The following is a 23,621-nucleotide window of genomic DNA, read 5'->3' as shown; positions in this document are numbered from 1 at the left end:
TTTAACATGAGACTATGTTAACATTTTTGTTGAGTGCTTCGATTGTATTTTTCTCTCACAGTATGGCTACAGCACAAGATTCCATTGTGCAAAAAAATACCTGTGAAAAGCGGTATGTAATTTCCTTTCAGGATGATGCTCCTGGATTCTTCGTAGATAAGGATAATAAAAAAAACGGGACGGCTTACGAACTTTTGTTGGAGATCATCCGTCGATTGGGTTGCAAGTCAACTGAGCAAGTGAATTCGTATCTGGCTGCACGAGAGAACATGGCTCGCAATAAAACCGATATTTACGCTTTGGGGACACCGGACGAAAAATTTGAAAAAACCTCTGAGTTCGTGGAAATGTATCGAATTCCTAGAAGCCTGGTGATTAGTAAGAAAGTGGCAGATAAGAATAGCACAATCGAAACGATTCTAAATAATCCAAACGTGCTTTTTGGAAATGTGATCGAAGGGCGATTGTTTATCAAGGAATCGGAGCAGACGGATCTTCGTTTAAAACATCGGTTGCGTGATTTTCCGGGGCCGGCCTTGGTGTTCAAAGCTCTTTTGGATGGTCGCATTCAGGCCACCTTCAGTTCTCCTGCATTTACATATTATTTCCTGACCCGTGAAAATAGAATGGAGAATTTTGTATCAATTCCGGACGGCGATGGCGAAGCTATTATTTCTGGTTTTTATTTGTCCAGGAAAAGACTGTCAGAACAAGAAAGAGCAAGTATTAAAAAAATCATCAAAGAGATTCGTCAGGATGGAACTCTTGCATTAGTTGCGAAAAAGTATGTGAATCCGGTTGATTTGAAATACTATCAACCGGAAAATCAATAGCCGTAGATGTCCCGATTCGAACAGTTCCAGATGTTTTTCATTTGGTTGCCACGAATTTTGAATGTTTCTGCAAGGAGGAAGCATTCAGGGCGGGAGTTCAGCAGTCGTTGCTTGTTGTCGCTCCAGCAGTACCATCTCATATCATCCGCATTTTCAGGATCGGGATTGCGGCTCGCGAAATAGTCACAAACATCCGGGGATAGCTGTGCTTTGTGGTTGGTCAAACAGCTCCACTCGTCACCCAAGGAGTACTGGGGATTGGTTTCCGCTTTCAGAATACAGGATGGTAATCCAGGTGTGACCAGCAACGAGTATTTGTATTGATTCAGAACTGCGCGACCGCTTATGTAAAGACGGGCGCGAAGGATTGGATCTGCGGTTTTCAGAACCATTTCCAAAAAGTCCATGTCCTCCGTTTTCCAATGCGGCTTCATCACCTGCAAGGCGATGGTTCTTTCAAACTCAGCATCGGGCGAGGCGATCTTTGTGAACAGGAATGTGCGTGTATCATCGTTAAGTTCCGAGTAACACCCCAGTGTCAGCATAAAATACGGGGAGCGTTTGGTCAGGTCACGCAGACGCGTAAAGGTCATGTTTTGAAATCCCGGTTCGTCGCGAATAATCCCGCAGATCTGGCGAATCTTGGCATAGTTTAAAGTTTGGCTGTAAGCCTGATCCAAAAGCATGCGCACGTGCATGTCGCGACTTAAGGGATCTATTAGTCCCAAGCTTGAAGAGACCTGCAAGACATCGTGCTGGATTGTCACAAGGTCACTGTTGTTATTGCGAATCTTCGCCAGGGATTTTTTGATGATGTCTTTGCTGGTGGTATCAATCTGTCCAGCCGTGGTGTCACCGAAGGTCAGTTGGCTTGCCAGAGAGTCGAAATAGGTGGTGACCTTGTTTTCCTGGGCTATTTGTACGACCGCCCTGCTTTGAACGGACTTGTCGCTGGAACGAAGGGCACAGTAAAGACCGCGCTCTTCTGTCGGTAGAATTTTCCACGGCGTGGTTTCGCGGAATGACTGGCCTTTGAATGCCATTGCAATCTTAGAGTTTGGTGCTGCGTTTAAACTATCAAGATGTGCATTGTAATCGCCGACACTTTTTAAGTAGCGGTTCAGGATTGGGGCGGCATGTTTTCCCAAGGGGCCTGTGCTGTAAAATCCATACAATTTAGCTGTATCTGGAAAAATAGCGGCAAAGCGCTTTTCCAGACTGAATCCCTGCTGGGCATAGCGGGAGGCAACCACTTGCTCGGCAAAGTCCAAAGGGATGCCATCGTTTAATAGAACATTTAAATATTGATCAATGGTGCGGTGGTCGCGTTTTTGTGATGCCAGTGTATTGCAACCCATCAAAAAGACTTCTTTGGGGTTTTTCAAAATTCCAGGGCAGGAGTTGTCGCAACTGGCTTTTTCCATTTGCGCGATATCAATTGTTTGTGAAGTTGCTTCGCCAAAGAATAAACCGCCAAAGTGACCTGAGACTAAAAGTACGTCACACTGAATTCCGCTTTTGCAGGCTCGCTGAAACCAGCGTGGATCCTTGTTGTCAGGGACAAGCTCTACAAAGTTAAAGCCTTGTTTGGTTAATGCAGCGGCAAAGGTTGCGATCTCGTCACTGGAGTTTAAGGTCATGCTACAGAAGGTTTTAGCCAAAGCAGGGCTGAGGGCGGCAAGCACCAGGGCAATGTAAATACTTATGGCTTTTATGAAAAAACGGCTCATTTTTATAGTCCCGCTTACAATCTGTTTTCCGTATCCTACAGATGCAAGGAGGGTGCTGGAATGTGCTGGAACAAGGTGGATTTGACGGAATCTTAACTGTCTAAGATGCCCAAGAAAGGCACCCCTTTGAGGTGCTAATCAAGGCTCTCGTCGTCTTCCAAAAAGCGCCATTTTCCCTCTGGCAGTTTGCCCAGGCGGATATTCCCGATACGCACGCGTTTTAGCCCTGTGACCTTAAGGCCCACGGCCTCGCACATACGACGGATTTGGCGTTTCTTGCCTTCTTTTAGAATGAAGCGAAGCTGGTCGTCGTTGATCCATTCCACGATGGCTGGTTTTAATTCCTTACCATCCAAAACCAAACCGTGACGAAGAAGTTTTAGCTTATCATCAGGCAGCTGTCCTTGAACACGCACGATATATTCTTTTTCAAGCTTGGTTTCTTCGTTGATGATCTTCTTCGCTATACGACCATCCTGTGTGAACAGCAATAGTCCTTGGGAGTCGATATCAAGGCGTCCCGCAACGGCAATACCTTTCAGGTGCTCTGGCTTCAATCTTTGTTTGGATTCACCAAACTGGTTTTCCTGAGTGATCAGGCGAATCGCCGGAATGTATTGTGGTTCCGGTTGTGACGAAACGTAACCAATGGGTTTGTTCAATAGAATTGTAGCCAGGCGCTTTTGTTGCTTCAGGGCCTCGGCTTCCAGGGTGATCTTCACATTGGGATCCACTTTGGTGCCGAGTTGATCAATCTTTTCACCATTAACCATCACCAGTCCGCGGGAAATATAGTCATCAGCTTCGCGACGGGAGCAAATGCCTCTTTCAGCCATCAGTTTACTTAGACGAACTTTTTCTTTTTCTTCACTCATGGCTGGATCTCCGTCCAAAGGTCACTGGTTTCATACAGTCGAATATGGGCGATCTGTGATTCTGGCAAATGCTCTTTCAATTTATCCAGAAAATACAGGGCGATATTCTCGGTCGTGGGAATGGTGGTTTTAAACTCGGGGATCACAAAATTCAAGTGTTCATGGTCCAAAACAGAAGTGAGCTTTTTTAGCAGCTGCTTATATTCTGTAAGCTTAACTTCTAGCTCGTCCTCTTCCAGATGAAATCCCACCTCAAGAGTGTAGTTATGACCGTGCCCGTGCTCGGTAAAGCAGCGGCCGAAGTTCTTAAGATTTTCCTCAGAACTCCATAAGGGCTGGTGATAAAGGTGAGCTGCGGCAAAGCCGCTTTTCAAAGCTAATATCATGAGATTGTGATGCCGCCATCAATTGTTAAAATAGAACCTGTGGTCCAACTGGATTCAGGGCTTCCCAGGAAGTAAATCGCCTTGGCAATTTCCTCTGCAGTACCAATTCGTCCCAAAGGCTGCATCGGATTCATTTGCGCCAGGGCTGCTTCTCTTTTTGATTCTTCCAAAGCATGGAAGGAGTGAATCGGGGTGTCCACGATACCGGGAGCCACGCAGTTAGCGCGAATGTTGAATTTTCCGCCTTCTAAGGCGTTGCTTTGGGTGTAGTTGATCATGGCTGCCTTCATGGCTGAATAGGCTGAAGTTTCAGCTGTGGGCTTTAGCCCCAACGAAGAAGAAACGTTAACGATGGAACCACCACCATGCTGTTTAAAGTACGGAAAAAAAGCGCGGGTCAGTCGCACAGCACTCATTAGGTTTACATCGAATTCTTTTTGCCATAATTCATCAGTACCTTGCTCGGTGGAGTGCACATCGAAAATGCCAGCGTTGTTCACCAGAACTTCCACGCGATGAATATTGGTCGCAATGATCTCGCCAATGCGTTTGTTAAGAGCGGGGAGGTCTGTCAGGTCGCAGCTCATCAAAGAGGCGCCGCTACGACATTGGACAGCGACCTCTGCCAGGCGGTCCTTATTACGACCCATCAGATAGACGAAATAGCCGTTTTTGCCGAACTGAATGGCTGTGGCCGCGCCAATACCGCTGGAAGCTCCTGTGATAACGACTGCTTTTTTCATGGGGACCCCTGTCTCAAAGTAAGACTTATGCTATCAAAAGACCTGGCCGATAGGAAGTCATGTCATTGCGCGAAGCTGCTTCTATCGGCATTAAATACTTTATCTTTGGGACCGCGATCCTATTGGCTTTTTACGGGCATTTTTAAAGGAATCGGTCTTAGATTTTCCGTGGTAAAAGTCACACCTTTGGTAAAAGCCCGGAAGTAATCATTGTACATGTGATAGTAACCCTCATCGCCGGATCCGGTGCCCCAGCTATTTTTAATCTTCCATTTGATAATTTGCCCGGTTTCGGGATTTCGTTCATAACCGATGATCTGTACGGCGTGTCCACCATCGTTTTTCTTAAAGGCATCCCGGGCTTCGCGATTTAAAGGTTTCGCATATGATGGTGTATAAAACGCACGAATAGACATAATCCCTGAAGACTTATCGACGTACTCCGCATGATGCTCATACGAAAGATAAACCATACTTCCCTGGTCAATAAGAGATGCGGTTTTTGTCTCGACGGTGTCAATGTCGGTGTTAATTTTGGTGTCTATTCCTTCGATGGATTCTGATGTTGGTTTATTACGAATACGCTGTACCAACATCATAGTTTGCGGACCTTCAAAAAATGAAAAATATGTTTTTGCAAATTCCTGAGGCGTCCAGGATCGACCTTGGTACTCAAACTGTGTCGGTAGATCTCCAATGACGTCATTTAAGAGATCTTTAATCTGTTGCGCACCCGTTTCCAAATGATGGATTCTTTCTGCAGGAGTTGTTGCCTTTTCCGCCAGCCATTTGCTTCGTGCCACGATATTCTCAAGATACTCCTGAATCTTCTGAGCTGTAGGATTTTTATAAAATTCGGTTTTTGGGCTCCAAACACCTTCAGGTATTACACCATATTCCAAAATGCTGTCCCGGGAAATAAGCGGACTCGCTCCCAGTTCGATCTTTACCTTGAGATCTTTGAATTTAAGCTGGGCAAGGGAGCGATTCAAAAGTTGTTGTGCGCTTTCGTAGTGATTAGAAAGGGTGATAACGTCGCCGGTACGTTGCGCGTAACTTTTCTCTATGGAAGCCAGCCACGAATGCATATGACAAGTTCCCAGGTTGCACTGGTTCTTGATTGCTGTAGATTGAGGAATTTCCTTGGTATATCCCGTGTTGTGTTTGAAATCGGGGCGCAAGGTTCCCCATGGTGCACCTGAGAAGATAGTCGAACATAGAGGTGGCCCGGCAGCCGCTGCAAATTGGGCGCTGCCAAAGTGAATCAGAAATAGGGCGGTGAGTGCTAGTATTCTCATTTGCTCATCCCTTCAGGAAGAATCAAATTGCCAATCATGTATTCCGGAAGTTTTACGTTTTCAGTCGTTTGTAATTTCAAAAGAGAAATGTCGCCCGTTATCGTTCTGGGAAGAACAAGCCCCTTTGGCGAGCGCAACTTATTCATTGTAAGATTGCCTCTCATGATTTCAGGCAGACGGAGATCGTGAGCCCACGATAATGAAAGCTCAATGTCGCCATAAACCTCTTTTGGAAGCTTTAAACCGCCAGGTACAGAAGACATTTTGCTCAAATTAACATCACCCCAGTGAACCAGAATGCCCTCGCGGCGTAGTTCGGTGATGCTTGTGGAAATTTGATCTTCACGGACTTTTAAAGCAGTTGAAAGGTCTTGTTTTACATTTCTGGTAATGCGAATGGCTTCGATTCGCGGATCTTTCTTGTGACCGAATCCCAGAATGGTTTCGTTTATCTCGTAAAGGAAATTAATTTCCTCTGTTGTCAGTGGCAGATCTTTAAGGTGTTTTTGCTCTACCAGACTTAACAATTTCATGTGGGAGTTGCGTTTTTTATAAAGCTCACCCTCGGCACCAAATTCTTTTAATTTGTTGTCAAGAATGTCTGTTTTAATGATTTTATCATCCAGGTTTTGATCTTTGGCGATTCCGCGAACCTCACCAATGCGATCACCATCCATGCGAATTGCGATGCGCGGCTCTGTGGCTTTTCCCTGTTCGTTCATACTGTAGTATACGTAAAAGTCTCCGTCTTTTAGTTGATTGGCGGCGGTTGCGGGTTGGGCTGTGCACCAACCCGTATTTTTACACACCAGCGAATCAACTAGTGGCTTCGGATCAGAACCACGATCATACTTGATCCATTTTCCATCGATGCTTAACGTTTCAAGTTTACGATTGATTTCGGTGAACACGGAGCGACCAAAGATTTTTCCAAAATTTGAACTCTCTAATAGCATCAGAACTTTCGGATCGGTGATTTGATCCAAAGAACGATTCTCCACCTTTGCAATCATGGCATCCAGAGTGTTTTGTAATGCAACTTTGTCGACAGTTGGGAATGGTGCGGTTTGACCTTTCGTTCTGGTGGAAAATTCTCCCGATTCAAAATCATATTTACCTAGTTTTGTCATGCCTTGGAATGCCCATATTTTAGACCACATTGGGTAGTGACTGAATTCCGGAGAAAGCAAAAGAGTATCAATCCAAGTTTTCAATGAAGATTTTTGGTCTGCAACGACGACTTCTGCCAGGTATTCTTTGTTTTTGTGGGTTAGTTTCAATTCGCCACGGCCTGTTTCACTATAGATACGAACTTGAAGTTCGTAGTAGGCTTCCGGAATTTCAGCTTTTGGAATTACGAACTCTTTATACAAGGTCGCAATCAAAAGCTCTTTAGATCGAGAATCTGTTTGAGTCTTGTTAAGCCAGGTGTTGTAGCGCTCAAGCCATGCTTGAATCTTCTCTATAGGTTTCGCTAAAGTCTTGCCCGTTAGTTGTTTGTAAGCCTTTGCAGCACGAGTTACTTCTGGAGCGGTGTGGTCAGGGGTTTTTCTGCTTAAAAGAAACTGAGCACCGGCTTTGGATTCTGCGGAGGCTTCAGATGTGAAGACGGTATTGCAACTTAGTGGTTGCGCATTTACGGCAGAGCTTTGTCCATATGTTAGACATAGGAACAACCCAAGGGCCGTCGTTAAATGATTTACGCCGAACTTCCATTTCATGCTGTTTTAAGGGAGCAAGGCGGGGGCCACAGAGTTGTCTCAGGGTGAGACGGCGTGCTCGCAGATTCGGGAATAAAAAAAGCCGGGATGGGATTCCCGGCTTCTAACGGATTGGATTTTGAAATAGTAACGACGGTCGATCGAATACACACTCCAAAATTGGAGCGTAAATTAACCGGCTTTGCGCGCTGTGAAGTGGTAGAACTTCTTATCGAAGTCAGCCGCTCTTGCGCCTTCCTTAGTCAGCAAACCCTCTTTGAACCAAGTGAAGTGTTCTGCGCAGAAGCTGGCTTTTTCAGCTTTCTTTTTGCAGCCTTCGCCACAGCATTTTACAGATTCAAGGGATACTACGTTATTTGGGATTTGCTTTTCGAATTTTTTGTCAGCCATCTTGTGACCTCCAGTTGTAAATCTTAAGCTGGTTAAATGTCTTAAGACATAGATCTTATCGGCGTTGGTCTAACCGACTTGAGTCTGTCTGGAGAATTCTTCGAATTACTGGACCATGGTATTACATGATCTCAGTTTGAGACGATGAGATGCAGTTTATATGAGTTGCATGAACGCGAAGTGATCGACGGGCTTCGAAAACAAATAACCCTGACCGTACTGGGCACCCAGGGTTTCCAGAACCAGCGCTTCGTCCTGATGCTCGATACCTTCTGCGATAATTTCGAAATCCATTTCGCGCGCCAGGTAAATGATACCACTGACGACGGCTTTGGATTTTGGATCGCTTAAAACTTTCATCACAAACGAGCGATCAATTTTCAGGTAAGTGATCGGCATCTGAGTCAGATACTGCAAACTTGAAAAGCCGGTTCCGAAGTCATCAATCGAGATCGCATAACCGTGCTGGCGGCATTTATGCAAGGTCTCTAAGGCAAGCACGCCATCCATCATCACGCGCTCTGTAACTTCCAACTTGATATTCTTTGCATCCAAGCCCTGTTTTTCGCGAAGGTCTTCCAGGTTTTCCAGGAAATCCGAGTGCGTGAACTGACGGCCCGAGATGTTGATGCTCATCATGAACTCGTCGGCTTCTTTCTTTTTGCCTTTTTGAATCAGGTGATCCTGAATAATCTTTAGCTCTTTCAAAGCCGCGCTGATGATCCAGTGGCCAATGGGGATGACCATCGAGGAGTTTTCAATCACATCAATGAATACGTTTGGAGAAATCAAGCCGCGAGTCGGGCTTTTCCAGCGAAGCAGGGCTTCGCAGCCGATGATCTTGCGACTTTTTAAAGCGACGATCGGTTGAAAGAACAGTTCAAACTCTTTGTTTTGAAATGCCTGGAAGATGTCATTTTCCATTTTAATTTTTTGCAGGGCTTCTGCCGCGCCATCATCACCGGCAACCATGCTTTCGATCTGCAGGTCGGCGACTTTTAAAGTGCTGCCCGTGTTGCTGTTAGTGCTGCGACGAAGACGCTTAAGCAGGACGCGCATCAATAACTGCACGACAGTGTCAGCCATAGAAATGCGCTCTAAAAGTTGTTGCTTGGTGACAATACTTAGGCGCACATCTTCCAGAGCGCGAACAGAGGCTGAACGATCCTGATTGTCGATCAAGGACATTTCGCCAAAAATTTCACCTTCACCCAAAATGGAAATCGGGATTTCTTCGTGATCCTTGGTAATGAAAATAAGCACGCGGCCTTTTTCAATGATGTAGGCGCAGTCGCCGCCATCACCTTCAGTAAAAACGACCTGATCTTTAAGAATATCCACGGATTGAGGCAACAAGTTCATATGGACTTAGTTTAAGGTCGTGGATGCAGTTGCGACAAGTCCAGCTGATTCATTTGGTTGAATTTCCAACCAACAAAATCAGGCTTTATCAACATCGCGAAATCAAAAGCTCCCATGGGGATGATCAGATGACGATCCATAAGAAACTTCACGCCTGTGAGACATAATTTTTTCTGTTCGCTTGAAATTCCCGTGCTGCCAAGCTGACTTAGGATTTTTTCATAATCAGCGTCTTTAAGGCGAATATAGTTTTCAGCACTTTGCGAACTGAAAGTTTCCAGTGCCGCCAGGCAAGTCGGACGATCCAGGGATACACCTTTGCGGAAAACAGCTGGTGGCGCGGTCTGCAGTTGGTTGATGAAGACTTTGTTTTCTTTGGTTTCCAGATGCAGGCTGATGCCTGCATTTTTTAACCACTGCGCCTGCATCCACTCGGTGGCTCTTTTGTGATCTTCGCCCCCTAATGAGGAAAACAGCAAGGTGTAAGTTTTCGTGCTCTTGGTTTTGGTGACTTTCTTTAAATCATAATCAAAGCAGGGTGCTTTGTTGGGAAACCACGAATCGGGAAGTCCAGCGCAACCCGGGCGCCCTTTGGCGGAGAAAAGCTTTTGCAGTTCCGGGTAGTTAAGTGAATAGGTTAAAGTTTTACGAAGTGATTCATCGCTCTGCAATTCGGGTCCAAATCCCAGATAGTCAAATCGGATCACCGGAATCCAGTGAAAGTCCGCGCGAGCTTTTGATTTTGGAATAAAAAGAGTCGGCAGTCGGCGAAGTAAATGTAATTGGTTTTTCTCATACAACTGCAGGGCTACAGTGTCTTCCTCGATAAATAGGAACTCAACTAGCGGGCGTTTCGCATGGCCGCCCTGATACATAAAATTTGGTTCAAGAACGATTTTCTGTCCCTGCAGCCATTCCTTAATTTTGTAAGGGCCCGAATAGACCTTGGTGTCTTCTTTGGTTGGCGCAAGCAAAAAGCTGGCAAGGTTGTATTCAAAATCGGGAGCCTTGTCTTGAAACTCAAAGCGCAAAGTAGATGGATCCGTTGCCAGGACTCCCAGGGTGTCGGGTTCTTTCAAACCTTTGTAGATGTCTTCGGCGTTTTTGATCTTGAATAACAGGTCCGCGCGGGGAGCCGCTATTTTCGGATTTAACATCTTTTTATAAGTTCTTAAAAAATCAGCGGAAGTCAGCGGTGAGCCATCACTCCACTGCAAGTTCTTGTTTAACTTACAGACCAAAGCTGGATTTTTTTGGGGGGATTTTTCGCGGGAACAGGAACCCAGTTCCGGAACCAGACCTTTTTGGTCGTCATAGGTGTAAATGTTGCGAAACAAGTTCGTAAGTAGATAACTGGAAGCAGAAGTCTTCTGGCGATTGGGATCCATCTGTGTGGGTTCGCCCGACAGATGAAGACGAAAAACAAAGGGCGCTGACTTTGAATCAGCACCCTGAGATTGAAGCGAAACTAAAAGTAATAATGCCGGAAGAATACGTTTCATCCGAATATTTTGCGGTGACCCGCTATTACTTATCAAGCTCCATTTTAGCGATCGTTTGAAGTTGCATGTTAGTCGTACCTTCGTAGATTTGACCAATTTTTGCATCTCTCCAGAACTTTTCAACTGGGTATTCTTTAGTGAAACCGTTGCCGCCGAACAAATCGATCGCTTTAGAAGTGATCTTTTCAGCTGCACGTGAAGAATAAAGTTTTGCCATAGCTGCTGATTCGATGAAATCAAGACCCGCGTCTTTCAAGCGCGCGGCATTGTAAACCATCAAACGAGCTGCTTCCAATTCAGTGCGCATTTCTGCCAACTGGAATTGAACACCTTGGAAATGAGCGATTGGTTTGCCGAATTGCTCACGACCTTTAACATAGTTCAAAGCGGCTTCATAAGCACCTTGAGCGATACCGATCATTTGTGCGCCGATACCGATACGGCCTTCATTCAATGTTTCGATAGCGATTTTGTAGCCTTTGCCAACTTCGCCCAAAACGTTTTCTTTTGGAACTTCGCAGTTTTCAAACAACAATTCGCAAGTTGAAGACGCGCGGATGCCCAATTTGTCTTCTTTCTTACCAACTTTGAAACCTTTGAAGGACTTTTCAACGATGAACGCCGTGATGCCTTTGTAGCCTTTAGCCATGTCGATGTTTGCGAAACAGATAAATACATCAGCTTCGTTACCGTTTGTGATCCAAAGTTTTGAACCGTTCAAAACCCATTTATCGCCTTTATCTTCTGCTTTAAGTTTCAATGCGAATGCATCAGAACCAGATGAAGATTCAGACAATGCGTAAGCGCCAACCCATTTTGAAGCCATAGCGCCCAAGTATTTTTCTTTTTGCGCTTCTGTACCCCATTTAAGGAATGCATTTGTTGTAAGAGTATTTTGTACGTCTACAAGAACGGAAACAGATCCGTCCACGCGACCGATTTCTTCAACCGCCAAGCAAGCCATTGTGAAAGTAGAACCCGCGCCGCCGTACTTTTCAGGAGTTTCGATCCCCATCAAGCCCATTTCAAAAAGCTTTTTAAGGATGTCTTTGTTCATTTCGGCTTTTTCGTCCATGTGTGTCACATGGGGTTTGATTTCAGATTCTGCGAAAGCGCGAACCGCATCGCGGAAGGCCGTTTCGTCTTCAGATAGTACTGTCAAAGCTGGACGTGCATTTGTTACGTCAGACATGTTTTCTCCTGGTTCGTTAATTAACAAGTCCGAAGACCATAGCGATTTCGTTATTTTTTTTCAAGGACTGGGACGGACAAGAGCATTTCTCTTAACGAGCTGTGTTATGATGATTGCACTTATTATGTGCATTTGACGTCTCACACTAGACAAGGGTCTAGGTTTGCCGTCTAATCTTTGAAGGTAAATATATGGATATTGCAGAAATTGGCGCCAAGATTGGCATTTATTTTATCCCGTTCCTCTTTGCGTTGTGCTTTCACGAGTACGCGCATGGTTGGGTTGCGCGCCTTCGTGGTGACAACACGGCCGAGCAAATGGGCCGCCTTTCCATGAACCCCTTGGTTCATATGGATATGATCGGCACGCTTATTTTGCCACTGGTATCTATAGTATTGGCAACACCGATTTTCTTCGGCTGGGCAAAACCAGTTCCCGTAAACACGCGCAATCTGAAAAATCCCCGGGTGGATATGTTCTGGATCGCATTGGCGGGGCCTCTTTCCAATATATTGTTGGCAATCGTGGGTGCGATTTTGATTGGCGTCGTTGCGAAGTTCTTCGGCGGCTTGGTTTACGCTAAAGGGATGATCGAAATCCTGAAAGCGTTTTTACTGACAAATTTGTTTTTGGCATTTTTCAATATGATCCCGCTTCATCCTTTGGATGGCGGTAAAGTGCTCGCAAGATTTTTGCCGGCACAGATCAACTATAAACTGGAACAAAATGAACACATCACCAGTATGGTGTTGATGGGATTGGTTTTGACAGGTGCTTTACGTATCCTGGCAATTCCAGTTTTTTGGAGTGCACAAAGTTTACTTACGTTGGCGTTGGGTGGTTTTGGGATTTCTTAAATAGAAATTTCGTACATTCAGCACGTTTTGGTAGAGGGGACCATCTTCATGAGTATTACAGTTCAATTGCCCAAGTTTGAAGGACCGTTGGGCTTGTTGCTTTATCTCATCCGCAAGGAAGAGATGGATATTATGGATATCAAAATCCATGAGATCACAAAGCAATACCTTGATTACATCCGTTTGATGAAAGAACTGGATCTGGAAGTGGCAGGTGAGTTCATCGGCATGGCTTCCACGTTGATCCAAATCAAATCCCGCATGCTTTTGCCACAGTACAATGAAAATGGCGAAATCATCGAGCAAGAAGATCCACGTAAAGAGCTGGTTCAAAAACTTCTGGAATATCAAAAATATCAGGAAGCTGCGAAACTTCTTTACGATCGTCCCTTGGTAGGACGTGATGTCTGGTTACGCGGTTCTCGCGAAAAATTGGATGAAAAAGAAGATGAAATCATCCTTGAAGACAATGCCTTGTTTTCGTTGATCTCGTCGTACCGGAAAGTTTTGCGTTCCGTAAAAAAGAAAATTCACCAGGTGACGGCCAAGGCGCAATCAATTTCCAGTCGTATTTTGGAATTCAAAGACCGTCTTTTTGTCGGTCAAAGAGTCACGATGATGGACTTGGTAACCGCGACAGAAGATCGCGCCCGTCAGGCGCTGATCACATTCCTGTCTTTGCTTGAGCTTGGAAAAATGGGTTTCGTGGGTCTTTATCAGACTGAAGTTTACTCTGACATCTGGGTGGATACTAAAAAACCAATTGAAACAGACGTCTTGTCACGTGTGGAAGAGTACGACTCTATGGGCGCTGACAGAATTGCCCAGCAAATGATGGATGACGCTAAAAAAGCGGATCCAACTGAAGATCTTGCAGATATTGAGGATGAAACTCCACAAGGGGAGTCCTCTGCGCAGATGAGTTTTGGTGAAACACCATTGGATTTCACTACGGGCATGTCTGATCTGACAGCAGAAATTGCTGGCATGGATGCTGAACTGGACTTCCTGGAAAATGCAGAAGGTGGCGTTGAGCTGGCTTCTGATGATGAAATCCTGGCTGCTGAAGGTGAACTTTTCGCAGAAACTGCTGTTGAAGAAATGATCGCTGAATCTGAGGCGACTGTAGAAATGGCAGAAGAAGTGGCTGTAATAGCTGCGGAAATGGTTGCGGCGTCAGAAGACGTAGTAACGGAAGCTGAATTGGTTTTTGAAGAATTTATTGATACTGATCCCAAGACTGAGGCTGAGGCGTAGAAATGTCTAAGAAGAAAAAGAACTCCAAAAAGAATAATGAAGTTTTAGACACAGAAGTGATGGAAAACGAAGTTGCTGTAGCAACTGAAGTTGAATCAGAAGAAATCGCATTTGAAGCTGCTGCTGAAGAAATCGAAGCTTCTGATGATGCAGAAACTTCTGAAGAGCTGAATGAGCTTGATGGAATTGAAGCGGATGCTTCGATTTTCCTTCAGGAAGAGGAAGAGTCTGAAGGTTTCCTGCCGGATGCTACTGATGAAGAAGCAGCTGAAATGGAAGCTTCTGAAGAAGATTCAGATGATGTTTCTGTTGAAGGCACAGAGCTTGATGGCTTTGAATCAGCAGACATCGAAGAGCTTGAATTCGTTGATGAAGATCGCCTGGAAAGCATCGTAGAGAGCGTACTGTTTGCCTCTGATCGTCCGGTTTCTTTGGCTTCTTTGAAGGTTTTGTTCAAAGGCACAAACATCAAGGGCGACAAACTTCGTCGTGTTCTTGATCAATTGGCTGTTGAGTATGCGGGTGGTCGCCGTGGTGTCACTTTGGAAGAAGTTCCAGGTGGTTACCAGTTGCGCACTAAAGTCGACAATATGGATTTCCTAAAGCGCACATTGAAGGCCCGTCAATTCAAGCTTTCTGGTCCAGCTTTGGAAACTCTTTCTATCGTGGCTTACAAACAGCCATGTGTGAAATCCGATGTGGATGAAATCCGCGGCGTGGAATCAGGTCACTTGTTGCGCGCCTTGATGGAAAAAAATCTAGTAAGCTTTGAAGGCAAATCTGATCTTCCAGGTCGCCCTATGCAATACGGTACGACTCGTAAGTTCCTGGAAATCTTCGGCCTAAGATCTTTGAAAGAGCTTCCAACGCTTTCTCAAATTGATGAATTGTTGCCGGAAGGTATGGATGAGCAAATGGCGGAAGAAAAACCGACATTGGCATCCATCACGGATTCATTGGTGGCAACTGATGTTGATACTGTTTCTTACTCTTCCGGTGAAGACGAGTTGATGAAAATCTCTTCTCAGCTTGAGGAAATTTCGACGTCTTCTGACTTCTTTGCAGAAGAAAAACGTCGTCAGGCTGAAAAACGTGATCTTGAGCGCGCTCAAAACATCCGTGATGCCTTGGCGATGGACGAGCCGGTACCAACTCGTGATGCAAACTGGTTGAAGAAATACGACGAAGCTTTGGCAGCAGGAACTTCTCTGGTGCAAATCAAAGCTGCAGAATCAGCGGCTAAAATGGCTGCCTTGAAAAACGGTTCTGCAAATTCCATCGGGGATGGAGCGGATGACTCAAGCGTCTCTGAAAATACAGAGGCAACTGAAGAAATGTCTGCCGACGCCGAGCTAGAAAATGAATTGACTGCAGCCGAAGAAGCTTTCGACAATGATGATGATATCGAGATGGCTTCTGACGATCAAATGCACGCTGATGGTGAGGAAGGGGAGTCATCTGAGGAAGATGAACTACCGTTCTACGGAGAGGCGGACGAGATCGATGGCGAAGGTGAAGCCGTTACTTAAGATCCTGGCAAGTGTTTGGATCGTTTATAATATTGCAGCTTTGATGGTGATGCCCAATGTAGGTTCTTACTTTGGGCGAGTCGCTTCTAAATTTGTCGGGCCCTATGCGAATCTTGTGGGGCTCAATGCTGGATGGAATTTCTTTTCCCCAGATCCAGCACATCCCATGTATTTAAAAGTCGTTGTAAATTACCCACCGGAAACGGATGGCTCCTACAAAGAACCTCTTATAACGGCTTATCCTGACCCAGAAAATGAAACAAAAACCACGTCCCTGACTCGCAAACGCGAGTGGGCTGTCATGCGCTTTATGGTTATGGATCCGCGTCGTTTGCGCCAGATCTTTGGACCTTGGCTTTGCAAACAGTATCCCGGTGCGGAGAGTGTGGATATGGAACACGTGGTGGAAACTTTGCCTCTTCTGGATGAAGCCGCCTTCAACAAAGAAGTGAACTTGCTGGATATGTCGCAGGAGCGACGATATGCGAAGGCTTCGGTTCGTTGTGATGGCTCCGGAGACGAGGAGAGTCTATGAAGCATCTGATTTTCCAACTTAAAAAAGCCTGGTCTTTGTGGGACGGTTTCTGGTTTGCGCCTCAAAATCTTTTGGGGCTGGCGTTCATGCGAATCGTTCTGTGCGGGACTCTTTTGTATATGAGTTTCATGAGATTTTTTAATCTGGAGTTTTTCACTGACAAGAGCTGGGTTTCAAAAAGTAATGCGTTGTTGATCTTGCCCGAGTTAGGGCGTCCGGGGTTCGCCTGGAACTTCTGGCCGGATTCTGCGAACTCTCCGATGTTAACTGTCCTGGTGGTATTGTTTGCGCTGCTGACAGTGGGGGTTGGCGGACGGCTGCTAATGGCGTTGGCGTGGGTTATCAATATTGGGTTTATCTATCGCAATTATCCGGTGAATTTTGGTGCGGATATCATTGGCTCGCTATTTTTATTTTATATGATTTTTACAAACTCCTGTGAACGCTTGAGTGTTTTAAATCTTTTCCGCGAGAAGAAATCGTTTAAGTCTTCTGATGCCTTATCCAGCATGATGATTCGCATGATGCAGGTTCAGATCATGGCGATCTATGCCTACACGGGCTGGGAAAAGCTTAAAGGCGCCAGCTGGTGGGATGGAACTGCGTTGTGGAGTGTGCTGGCAAATCCGCAGATGACGACCATGGATTTTTCTTTCTTGCGCGAAATCCCGTGGGTGATACCGGTTTTGGGTTATACGACGATTCTGTTTGAAGTCTATTTCCCGCCGATGGTGATCTGGCACAAAAGCCGCCATATCTGGTTGTTTATGGGTCTAATGATGCATTTGGGGATTGGTATTTTCATGGGGCTAATGCCGTTTGCGACGGTAATGCTTTCGACGTATTTCTTGTTCCTAAATTCCGTCGCTTTAGAGCAAAAAATCGTCTCAAAACTGGACTTCTCCAGAAATTGATTCAGTTTTAGGCGCTCCCTCATTTATCCTTAAGGTACGGGGGAGTTAATATGAAATCCGATTTAACCAGATTCGCGACCTGCTTCGCGTTCATGTCTTTGCTGGCGTCCTGTGCGCCAGTGTCGGAAAACTCTCTTTTATCTTCTGATGCCTCTAATCCGGATTCACACAGTTTGAATACAGCTCCGCTGTCCAATGAACTTCAATTGGTTGCAGACTCCTACAATTTGGGATCTGCTGCCACCACGAAGGCAGTTGAACTTAGTGGTGCTTGCTATGCTTCAACTTATCCTACTCACAGAATCACAGTTTCTGTAAACGGTGGGACGCCTCAGGCGGGTTTAGTGTTTGATATGGCTGGTACGACGGCGACAGGTTATGGAACTTGCCGCAATGGTCGCTTTAACATCGTTCTTCAAGGGACGGCTTTGGCTGCCGGTGCAAATAATATCGTGCTAACTTTGACTGGTTATACGGCTCAGAGCGTGGCTGCGACCAGTGGGAATAGCTATGCCCGCTACTATGTTATAAGAGCAAATTAAAATCATCCCGCAATTTTTTAGGCGCTTCCAGATTCTTTGAATCGATCAGGATTGTGCCTTTCAATTTCAACTCACGAATATGAGTGGCTCGCCTTTGTGGCGGCAGTGCCGGATTGGTTAGCTCCTGCAAAGTGCTGTTGAACGGAGTTTTTAGCAGGTTCTGCTCCTGTAAAGAGTTTGCGGTCATTGCCAGCAAAATCTCCATGGCCAGGTCTTTCTTGTCAGAAGCCTCCGGGATGGCTGCGCCCCAGACTAGAAGGGCACTTAGATCATCCTGGATGGTAAGATCAGGGGTGGATTCGTTTAGCGGCATTTCACTCGCACCTTCGCGTTTTTCGCTGGTGATCAATTGATCCAATGGTAACGTCAGGATTTTCTTTTGTTGTAAAAGGGACAACCAACCCTTGTCCTGCCAGATGGTGAAATGCTTGAGCAGTAGATCTTCATCGTTTAGTAAAAACAATGTCGTCGCTTTTTTGTCCTTCAGGAATTCTTCAAAACTGACATTATTGACGGTTTTAAAGCCAGTTTTCATCCAATAAAGTGGATAGAAATAAATTGTTCGAGTAGAGCTGACGGGTGGCAAGAAGTCGGCTGCAATTTTGGCAGTCAGTGTGTTTTCCAGCGTTGAGGCCAGAAGATTTTGTTGGTTTAAAGTATTGGCCCAGTAATAAGGCAGCAGTAAAATATCTTGCGCTGGTGTAGCAATGACTTTGGCCTGAATGGAATTCCAATCCCGGGTGACAGTGACTTCAAATTTGATACGAAGATTGTTTTCCAGTTCCTGCTGAATACTTTTCGGAAACAAAGACTCATCGGTGATCAGGATGCGCACCTTGGTGGGGCGCAGGATGTAGTCCCGGGAAATGCCTTGGGGCAGGTACCCGTGCAGGAAACCCACCCCCATACATACTAAGAATAGTAAAACCCAAAGTAAACTAGAACGCCTCATCGAAGGCTACCGAGCCGCTGATACCAGTTTGGTAAGCAGAAACACGTCTTTCGAAGAAGTTTGCAAGTTCTTGCATGTCCTGAAGCTCCATGAAGCCGAACGGATTTTTCACGTTGTAGCGTGGAGCAATGTTCAAGCTTTCAAGGCGTTGGTCTGCACAGTATTCAAGATACTGGCGCATGTCTTTTGGTGAAAGACCCGCAACACCCAATTGCAGAACGTCATTGGCAAATTCCATCTCACACTCGATGGCGTCTTCAAGCATTTGCACAACCATGTCTTCCATTTGGGAATTGAAAAGATCTGGCTCCTCTTGGCGAGCAGTTTTGATCACTTCAATAGCGAAAGCCATGTGCATGGATTCATCACGGAATACCCAGTTTGTGCCGGATGCAAGACCTTGCAACAAACCTTTGGAGCGCAAGAAGTATACATAAGCAAACGCTGCATAGAAGAACAAACCTTCAACGCAAGTTGCGAAGCAGATCAAATTCATCAGGAAACGACGACGGTCTTCTTTGGTTTTAAGTTCGTTCAACTCATTGATAGAGTCGATCCACTTAAAGCAGAAGTCCGCTTTCTTTTTGATGGAAGGGATGTTTTCAATCGCAGAAAAAGCTTCTGCGCGTTCATCTGGATTTGGAATGTAAGAATCCAAAAGTGTCAGATAGAACTGAACGTGCAATGCCTCTTCGTAAAGTTGGCGAGACAAGTACATGCGGCCTTCGGGCGAGTTCACATGTTTGTACAGGTTCAATACAAGGTTGTTACCAACGATAGAATCACCCGTCGCAAAGAACGCCACCAGACGAGAGATCAAATGTCTTTCAGCCGGAGTCATTTTTGAATGAAGGTCCACAAGGTCCGTAGAGAAATCAATTTCATCCACAGTCCATGTGTTCTTAATGCCGTTTTTGTACATTTCGTACATAGTCGGGTACTTCATTGGACGAAGAGTTAAGTTAAAGCCTGGATCTAAAATCATAAAAATTCCTTTTTAAGAGAGTCCCGCCTTCGCTAAAGCTTCGGCGGGCTTGCCCGCTACGGTAGCCCTTGGCCGCCGTAGCCTTGGCGTAGGAGGCTATTGGCATGCCTCGCAAGCTTCTGGGTTTTCCAAAGAGCAAGCGATCACTTCTGAATCCGTGTATTCCTTCTTAGGAGCAGCGGCTTCCTGAGTTGCTACCGGAGCTGCATCCATAGAGTTTGCAGCAGCTGTCGTCATACCCATACCGTTGTTGGAAGATTTCACAGTCGTTTTTGCAATCTTAGTTGCTGGACGAGAGCGAAGGTAATAAGTCGTTTTCACGCCTTTTTTCCAAGCATACATGTACATAGAAGAAACTTTACCGATTGTCGGGCTTTCCATGAACAGGTTCAAAGATTGAGCCTGGTCAATGTAAGCGCCACGGTCTGCAGCCATTTCGATCAATGACTTCATCGGAACTTCCCAAACAGTGCGGTACAATTCTTTCAATTGAGGAGGGATCGCAGTGATTTCATCAATGGAGCCGTCGTTCAATTTGATTTCATTACGCATGTCTTCAGTCCAAAGGCCGATCGCTTTAAGATCTTGCACCAAGTACTTATTGATCTGCATGAATTCACCAGAAAGTGTTTCACGTTTGAACAAGTTTGAAACTTGAGGCTCGATCGCTTCGTAGCAACCTACGATAGAAGCGATAGTTGCTGTTGGAGCGATTGCGATCAACAAAGAGTTGCGCAAACCGTGCTGTTTGATCTTCGCTTTCAAAGCGTTGAAACGCTCTGGTTGAGAAGGAGTCACACCCCAAAGGTCGTATTGCAACAAACCTTTTGCTGCGCGAGTTTGTTCGTAAGCACCGTGAGGTCCGTGTTTTTCAGCCAACTCACAAGAAGTCAAAAGAGCGTTGTAGTAGATCTCTTCCTGGATTTTAGCAGACAAATCACGAGCCGCTTGGGAATCAAAAGGCAACTTCAACAAGAAGAAGGCATCTTGAAGGCCCATCACACCCAAACCAACTGGACGCCATTTGTGATTGGAGTCTTTAGCAGTATCGATAGGGTAGAAGTTGATATCAACAACGCGGTCCAGGTACTTCACAGCTGTGCGAACAGATTTCGCCAGTTTGTCGAAGTTAAATTGACCGTTTTCCACGTGACGACCCAAGTTTACAGAACCTAGATTACAAACTGCTGTTTCAGAGTTTGAAGTGACTTCAAGGATTTCTGTGCACAAGTTAGAAAGATGGATCACATTGCCAGCTTCACCAGTTTGGTTGGCTTTCATGTTGGAAGCATCTTTGAATGTCATCCAGCCGTTACCAGTCTGCGCAAGAGTTTTCATCATGCGAGAGTATAGGTCACGAGCTTTGATCTGTTTTGTGTATAGTTTTTCAGACTCCGCTTTTTCGAAAGCAGCGTCGAATTCTGGACCATAAGTGTCTACGAAGTGAGGAACAACGCGCGGGTCAAACAAAGACCACATCGCATCAGCTTCAACACGTTTCATGAATAAATCTGGAACCCAGTTTGCCAGGTTCAGGTTGTGAGTACGTTTAGCTTCGTCACCTGTGTTATCGCGAAGCTCAAGGAACTCCTCGATATCAGCATGCCAAGTTTCAAGATATACGCACGCCGCACCTTTACGTTTACCACCTTGATTTACCGCAGACACCGAAGAGTCCATAGTTTTCAACCAAGGGATGATACCGTTCGAGTGACCATTTGTTCCTTTGATCAGGGAACCACGAGAGCGGATACGAGAGTAAGCTACACCAATGCCGCCTGCAAATTTAGAAAGCAAAGCGATGTCTGTATACTTTTTGTAGATAGCTTCCAAATCATCTGTTGGAGAATCCAAAAGATAGCAAGAAGACATCTGAGGGCGCAAAGTACCAGAGTTGAACAATGTTGGCGTAGAAGCCATGTAATCGTGAGAAGAGATCAAGCGATAGAATTCGATAGCTTCGTCGACAGATTGAGCCAAACCACAAGCCACACGCATAAAGAAATATTGAGGTGTTTCAAACACCTGGCGTGAAGTTGGGTTTTTCAACAAATAGCGATCGTAAACAGTTCTCAAACCGAAGTATTCAAAACGGTCTGTGCGGTAAGGCTCGATAGCCGCGCAAAGTGCTGCTTTGTTTGCATCAACAAAGTTTTTCGTGTCTTCAGACAGCAAGCCTGCTTGGAAGCCGAAGTTTACAGAGTCAGCGAAAGATTGGATTTTTTGAGAGCGAACTTCTTCGTCCACGTAAGTGCTCAATAGACGAGCCGCCAGACGGGAATACTCAGGCTCTTCGCCGATCAACAATGAAGCTGTAGAGATACAAAGATTATCCAATTCATTCGTTGTCGCGCCATCATACAAACCACTGATAGCTTTAGTCGCCACACGAAGTGGGTCTACTTGAGTCAGACCTTGGCAATTACGAGTCACACGTTCAACGATCTTCGTTACGTCGACTGCTTCAAGAGTTCCGTCTCTCTTCTTAACTCTCATGATGTGAGCTGTTGTTTCCAACATGATGCAAATCCCCTCTGCCCAGTTCCTTTTGGGCAAAAAAATCCCCCGCCACACTTTGCCCCTCGCAAAGCCCGACGTTGGTTCTATATAATGATGTAGATTGGTTGAGACTGAGTTGCTAATCCTTAGCTGCAGGTCTGTTTTGCATTTGCAAAAACGTCTACTACCTCCCTGTTGTACCCCTATATCTAGGGGTTGGTCCCGGGTGCCTCATCAATAAGGCGGGTATCGATCTCAATTCAACTTTGTAATTCTTTCTGGGAAGTTGCAAGAGTATTTTTTAAAATAACGCCAACTTTTTTCTGACGTTGCTCATCATTTAAGCAGATTTATTCTTAGGATTGACTCATCTGTCCTGCGAAAAAGAGTGGCAAAAACAGTAGATCTCCGAGGGTAAAACTAAGGTCTAGGCCTTAAAAGGCGATTTTAAGCACTCCAGCCTGAAATTTCCCTGTCGTGATCTTACAGGAACTTAAATTGTGCAGAATTTCAGCAAAGCGATGCGTCCATGCGGCGAGATTTTTTTAGCAAAACTGCCTGCGCAGCCAAATCAGTATCGCTGCCAGCTTTAAAAAACTGAGATTGGTAAGACCCGTGTGCGCGCAAGTGATCAATAATCGCCTGGTGCGTGCCCATTTTGTTTTTCGTCCAATCCGGCGCCACCAACTCATCCCAGCGAGAGGAATAAGCTGCAAGACGGTGCAGGGCAAAGCGTGGTGATAAATGCTGCAGGAACAATTCCACTCGGCGCGTGTAGGTATCCTGATCTATCGGAGAGAACTCTCCACGGTGATAGATCTCCTCCAGCGGAGTGTTTTTAAGAACATGCAGGTTGTGAAGTTTTACGTTAGTAATAGGCAGTGTATTTACAATCTCTGCCGTCCGAACAATGCGTTCGTCAGTTTCGCCGGGGCTTCCAAAAATCAAGTGGATGCCCAGATCCACATTCGTATTCTGCGCGATCTTGTGAATGGCCTCTATGGCGGCTTCCGCAGTGTGACCGCGACGCATGAACTCCAGTTCATCGTTGAAGAAGCTCTGCACACCCATTTCGACAGCTACAAAGGATTTTTCGTTGTACTCGTTCCACAAATCTAAAACGGCCTTGGAAAGGCAATCAGGACGGGTACCCAGGGTGAAGCCTTTGACCCAAGGGTAGGAAAGCGCAATGTCGAAGTTGTTTCTAAGAGCTGAAACCTTGGTAAAGGTGTTGGTATACGCCTGGAAGTAAATCAAAAAAGCCTTGGCTTTGTATTTGTGGGCAATGTGCGCATGGTATTTTTCAATTTGCGCACGAAGCTCCATGGTCATGGCTTCAGCGTTGGCGGCAGATCCCCAAACATCACAAAATACGCAGGTCTGCATACCCTTCAAACCCATACGGTTGGGGCAATTATCCACCACGGTGACCGGGATCTTGTAGACCTTCTCACCAAAGAGATGATTGTAGTGTTCACTGATAGTGTGATAGGGAAGTCCCAACCAGCCTTTTTCCATA

The 23,621-nt window shown here is 45.6% G+C and carries 21 protein-coding genes; 7 read left to right on the top strand and 14 right to left on the bottom strand.

Annotated features, from left to right (window positions below; genetic code table 11):
- The first annotated feature begins 14 nt into the window (after nucleotides 1-14).
- Entirely contained in the window at nucleotides 15-833 is an 819-nt protein-coding gene (locus tag ACLVWU_RS09740) for a transporter substrate-binding domain-containing protein (protein WP_413574497.1), read from the top strand.
- Here the strand turns inward: ACLVWU_RS09740 and ACLVWU_RS09735 are convergent.
- The 10 genes from ACLVWU_RS09735 to ACLVWU_RS09690 all read right to left on the bottom strand — a co-directional run bounded on the left by ACLVWU_RS09735 (nucleotide 827) and on the right by ACLVWU_RS09690 (nucleotide 12,032).
- On the bottom strand, nucleotides 827-2,563 hold the full coding sequence (locus tag ACLVWU_RS09735; RefSeq protein WP_413574496.1) for a hypothetical protein: 1,737 nt from the start codon (nucleotides 2,561-2,563) through the stop codon (nucleotides 827-829). The two genes, ACLVWU_RS09740 and ACLVWU_RS09735, sit on opposite strands and share 7 nt — an antisense overlap.
- Nucleotides 2,564-2,697: 134 nt before the next feature.
- Nucleotides 2,698-3,438 (bottom strand): pseudouridine synthase, encoded by a 741-nt coding sequence (locus ACLVWU_RS09730; protein WP_413574495.1) that lies wholly within the window; start codon nucleotides 3,436-3,438, stop codon nucleotides 2,698-2,700.
- On the bottom strand, nucleotides 3,435-3,824 hold the full coding sequence (locus tag ACLVWU_RS09725; protein WP_413574494.1) for a 6-carboxytetrahydropterin synthase: 390 nt from the start codon (nucleotides 3,822-3,824) through the stop codon (nucleotides 3,435-3,437). Before ACLVWU_RS09725 ends, ACLVWU_RS09730 begins: the two co-directional genes overlap by 4 nt.
- A complete protein-coding gene (locus tag ACLVWU_RS09720) occupies nucleotides 3,821-4,567 on the bottom strand; it encodes an SDR family NAD(P)-dependent oxidoreductase (RefSeq protein WP_413574493.1) in 747 nt (248 codons plus the stop codon). Before ACLVWU_RS09720 ends, ACLVWU_RS09725 begins: the two co-directional genes overlap by 4 nt.
- Nucleotides 4,568-4,686: 119 nt before the next feature.
- Entirely contained in the window at nucleotides 4,687-5,865 is a 1,179-nt protein-coding gene (locus ACLVWU_RS09715) for a C1 family peptidase (protein ID WP_413574492.1), read from the bottom strand.
- Entirely contained in the window at nucleotides 5,862-7,586 is a 1,725-nt protein-coding gene (locus ACLVWU_RS09710; RefSeq protein ID WP_413574491.1) for a hypothetical protein, read from the bottom strand. The genes ACLVWU_RS09715 and ACLVWU_RS09710 overlap by 4 nt, the downstream gene beginning before the upstream one ends.
- A gap of 171 nt (nucleotides 7,587-7,757) precedes the next feature.
- Entirely contained in the window at nucleotides 7,758-7,976 is a 219-nt protein-coding gene (locus tag ACLVWU_RS09705) for a hypothetical protein (RefSeq protein ID WP_413574490.1), read from the bottom strand.
- Nucleotides 7,977-8,132: 156 nt separating this feature from the next.
- Entirely contained in the window at nucleotides 8,133-9,338 is a 1,206-nt protein-coding gene (locus ACLVWU_RS09700; RefSeq protein ID WP_413574489.1) for an EAL domain-containing protein, read from the bottom strand.
- An 11-nt stretch (nucleotides 9,339-9,349) separates the two neighbouring features.
- Entirely contained in the window at nucleotides 9,350-10,840 is a 1,491-nt protein-coding gene (locus ACLVWU_RS09695; protein WP_413574488.1) for an ABC transporter substrate-binding protein, read from the bottom strand.
- 25 nt (nucleotides 10,841-10,865) lie between these two features.
- The gene (locus tag ACLVWU_RS09690; protein WP_413574487.1) at nucleotides 10,866-12,032 is read right to left on the bottom strand and encodes an acyl-CoA dehydrogenase; all 1,167 of its coding nucleotides are present in this window, start codon (nucleotides 12,030-12,032) and stop codon (nucleotides 10,866-10,868) included.
- 191 nt (nucleotides 12,033-12,223) lie between these two features.
- On the opposite strand from ACLVWU_RS09690, the gene ACLVWU_RS09685 reads away from it, so the two are divergent.
- From ACLVWU_RS09685 to ACLVWU_RS09660, 6 genes are read left to right on the top strand one after another with little or no spacing between them, the layout of a single operon-like run.
- Nucleotides 12,224-12,889: a site-2 protease family protein gene (locus ACLVWU_RS09685; protein WP_413574486.1), complete on the top strand. Its 666-nt coding sequence runs from the start codon at nucleotides 12,224-12,226 to the stop codon at nucleotides 12,887-12,889.
- 48 nt (nucleotides 12,890-12,937) lie between these two features.
- The gene (locus tag ACLVWU_RS09680) at nucleotides 12,938-14,146 is read left to right on the top strand and encodes a segregation/condensation protein A (RefSeq protein WP_413574485.1); all 1,209 of its coding nucleotides are present in this window, start codon (nucleotides 12,938-12,940) and stop codon (nucleotides 14,144-14,146) included.
- A 2-nt stretch (nucleotides 14,147-14,148) separates the two neighbouring features.
- Entirely contained in the window at nucleotides 14,149-15,675 is a 1,527-nt protein-coding gene (gene scpB, locus ACLVWU_RS09675) for an SMC-Scp complex subunit ScpB (protein WP_413574484.1), read from the top strand.
- Nucleotides 15,650-16,210: a hypothetical protein gene (locus ACLVWU_RS09670; RefSeq protein WP_413574483.1), complete on the top strand. Its 561-nt coding sequence runs from the start codon at nucleotides 15,650-15,652 to the stop codon at nucleotides 16,208-16,210. The genes scpB and ACLVWU_RS09670 overlap by 26 nt, the downstream gene beginning before the upstream one ends.
- The gene (locus ACLVWU_RS09665) at nucleotides 16,207-17,124 is read left to right on the top strand and encodes an HTTM domain-containing protein (protein WP_413574482.1); all 918 of its coding nucleotides are present in this window, start codon (nucleotides 16,207-16,209) and stop codon (nucleotides 17,122-17,124) included. The genes ACLVWU_RS09670 and ACLVWU_RS09665 overlap by 4 nt, the downstream gene beginning before the upstream one ends.
- A gap of 50 nt (nucleotides 17,125-17,174) precedes the next feature.
- Nucleotides 17,175-17,666: a hypothetical protein gene (locus ACLVWU_RS09660; RefSeq protein ID WP_413574481.1), complete on the top strand. Its 492-nt coding sequence runs from the start codon at nucleotides 17,175-17,177 to the stop codon at nucleotides 17,664-17,666.
- On the opposite strand, the gene ACLVWU_RS09655 is transcribed toward ACLVWU_RS09660, so the two are convergent.
- The 4 genes from ACLVWU_RS09655 to ACLVWU_RS09640 all read right to left on the bottom strand — a co-directional run bounded on the left by ACLVWU_RS09655 (nucleotide 17,650) and on the right by ACLVWU_RS09640 (nucleotide 23,620).
- On the bottom strand, nucleotides 17,650-18,573 hold the full coding sequence (locus ACLVWU_RS09655) for a hypothetical protein (protein ID WP_413574480.1): 924 nt from the start codon (nucleotides 18,571-18,573) through the stop codon (nucleotides 17,650-17,652). The two genes, ACLVWU_RS09660 and ACLVWU_RS09655, sit on opposite strands and share 17 nt — an antisense overlap.
- A 31-nt stretch (nucleotides 18,574-18,604) precedes the next feature.
- Nucleotides 18,605-19,603 (bottom strand): ribonucleotide-diphosphate reductase subunit beta, encoded by a 999-nt coding sequence (locus ACLVWU_RS09650; protein WP_413574479.1) that lies wholly within the window; start codon nucleotides 19,601-19,603, stop codon nucleotides 18,605-18,607.
- Nucleotides 19,604-19,699: 96 nt separating this feature from the next.
- Nucleotides 19,700-22,123, bottom strand: coding sequence for a ribonucleoside-diphosphate reductase subunit alpha (locus ACLVWU_RS09645; protein ID WP_413574478.1), 2,424 nt, complete (start codon nucleotides 22,121-22,123; stop codon nucleotides 19,700-19,702).
- A gap of 489 nt (nucleotides 22,124-22,612) precedes the next feature.
- Nucleotides 22,613-23,620: a TIGR01212 family radical SAM protein gene (locus ACLVWU_RS09640; protein WP_413574477.1), complete on the bottom strand. Its 1,008-nt coding sequence runs from the start codon at nucleotides 23,618-23,620 to the stop codon at nucleotides 22,613-22,615.
- Nucleotide 23,621: the final 1 nt, after the last annotated feature.

Source organism: Bdellovibrio sp. HCB290, assembly GCF_047305925.1.
Taxonomy (GTDB): Bacteria; Bdellovibrionota; Bdellovibrionia; order Bdellovibrionales; family Bdellovibrionaceae; genus Bdellovibrio.
This window is presented reverse-complemented; position numbering and strand designations above follow the sequence as displayed.

What these genes read in the sequence shown, in the direction of transcription:
- ACLVWU_RS09740 (WP_413574497.1), top strand. Translation starts at nt 15, where the DNA reads ATGTTAACATTTTTGTTGAGTGCTTCGATTGTATTTTTCTCTCACAGT.
- ACLVWU_RS09735 (WP_413574496.1), bottom strand. Translation starts at nt 2,563, where the DNA reads ATGAGCCGTTTTTTCATAAAAGCCATAAGTATTTACATTGCCCTGGTG.
- ACLVWU_RS09730 (WP_413574495.1), bottom strand. Translation starts at nt 3,438, where the DNA reads ATGAGTGAAGAAAAAGAAAAAGTTCGTCTAAGTAAACTGATGGCTGAA.
- ACLVWU_RS09725 (WP_413574494.1), bottom strand. Translation starts at nt 3,824, where the DNA reads ATGATATTAGCTTTGAAAAGCGGCTTTGCCGCAGCTCACCTTTATCAC.
- ACLVWU_RS09720 (WP_413574493.1), bottom strand. Translation starts at nt 4,567, where the DNA reads ATGAAAAAAGCAGTCGTTATCACAGGAGCTTCCAGCGGTATTGGCGCG.
- ACLVWU_RS09715 (WP_413574492.1), bottom strand. Translation starts at nt 5,865, where the DNA reads ATGAGAATACTAGCACTCACCGCCCTATTTCTGATTCACTTTGGCAGC.
- ACLVWU_RS09710 (WP_413574491.1), bottom strand. Translation starts at nt 7,586, where the DNA reads ATGAAATGGAAGTTCGGCGTAAATCATTTAACGACGGCCCTTGGGTTG.
- ACLVWU_RS09705 (WP_413574490.1), bottom strand. Translation starts at nt 7,976, where the DNA reads ATGGCTGACAAAAAATTCGAAAAGCAAATCCCAAATAACGTAGTATCC.
- ACLVWU_RS09700 (WP_413574489.1), bottom strand. Translation starts at nt 9,338, where the DNA reads ATGAACTTGTTGCCTCAATCCGTGGATATTCTTAAAGATCAGGTCGTT.
- ACLVWU_RS09695 (WP_413574488.1), bottom strand. Translation starts at nt 10,840, where the DNA reads ATGAAACGTATTCTTCCGGCATTATTACTTTTAGTTTCGCTTCAATCT.
- ACLVWU_RS09690 (WP_413574487.1), bottom strand. Translation starts at nt 12,032, where the DNA reads ATGTCTGACGTAACAAATGCACGTCCAGCTTTGACAGTACTATCTGAA.
- ACLVWU_RS09685 (WP_413574486.1), top strand. Translation starts at nt 12,224, where the DNA reads ATGGATATTGCAGAAATTGGCGCCAAGATTGGCATTTATTTTATCCCG.
- ACLVWU_RS09680 (WP_413574485.1), top strand. Translation starts at nt 12,938, where the DNA reads ATGAGTATTACAGTTCAATTGCCCAAGTTTGAAGGACCGTTGGGCTTG.
- scpB (WP_413574484.1), top strand. Translation starts at nt 14,149, where the DNA reads ATGTCTAAGAAGAAAAAGAACTCCAAAAAGAATAATGAAGTTTTAGAC.
- ACLVWU_RS09670 (WP_413574483.1), top strand. Translation starts at nt 15,650, where the DNA reads ATGGCGAAGGTGAAGCCGTTACTTAAGATCCTGGCAAGTGTTTGGATC.
- ACLVWU_RS09665 (WP_413574482.1), top strand. Translation starts at nt 16,207, where the DNA reads ATGAAGCATCTGATTTTCCAACTTAAAAAAGCCTGGTCTTTGTGGGAC.
- ACLVWU_RS09660 (WP_413574481.1), top strand. Translation starts at nt 17,175, where the DNA reads ATGAAATCCGATTTAACCAGATTCGCGACCTGCTTCGCGTTCATGTCT.
- ACLVWU_RS09655 (WP_413574480.1), bottom strand. Translation starts at nt 18,573, where the DNA reads ATGGGGGTGGGTTTCCTGCACGGGTACCTGCCCCAAGGCATTTCCCGG.
- ACLVWU_RS09650 (WP_413574479.1), bottom strand. Translation starts at nt 19,603, where the DNA reads ATGATTTTAGATCCAGGCTTTAACTTAACTCTTCGTCCAATGAAGTAC.
- ACLVWU_RS09645 (WP_413574478.1), bottom strand. Translation starts at nt 22,123, where the DNA reads ATGTTGGAAACAACAGCTCACATCATGAGAGTTAAGAAGAGAGACGGA.
- ACLVWU_RS09640 (WP_413574477.1), bottom strand. Translation starts at nt 23,620, where the DNA reads ATGGAAAAAGGCTGGTTGGGACTTCCCTATCACACTATCAGTGAACAC.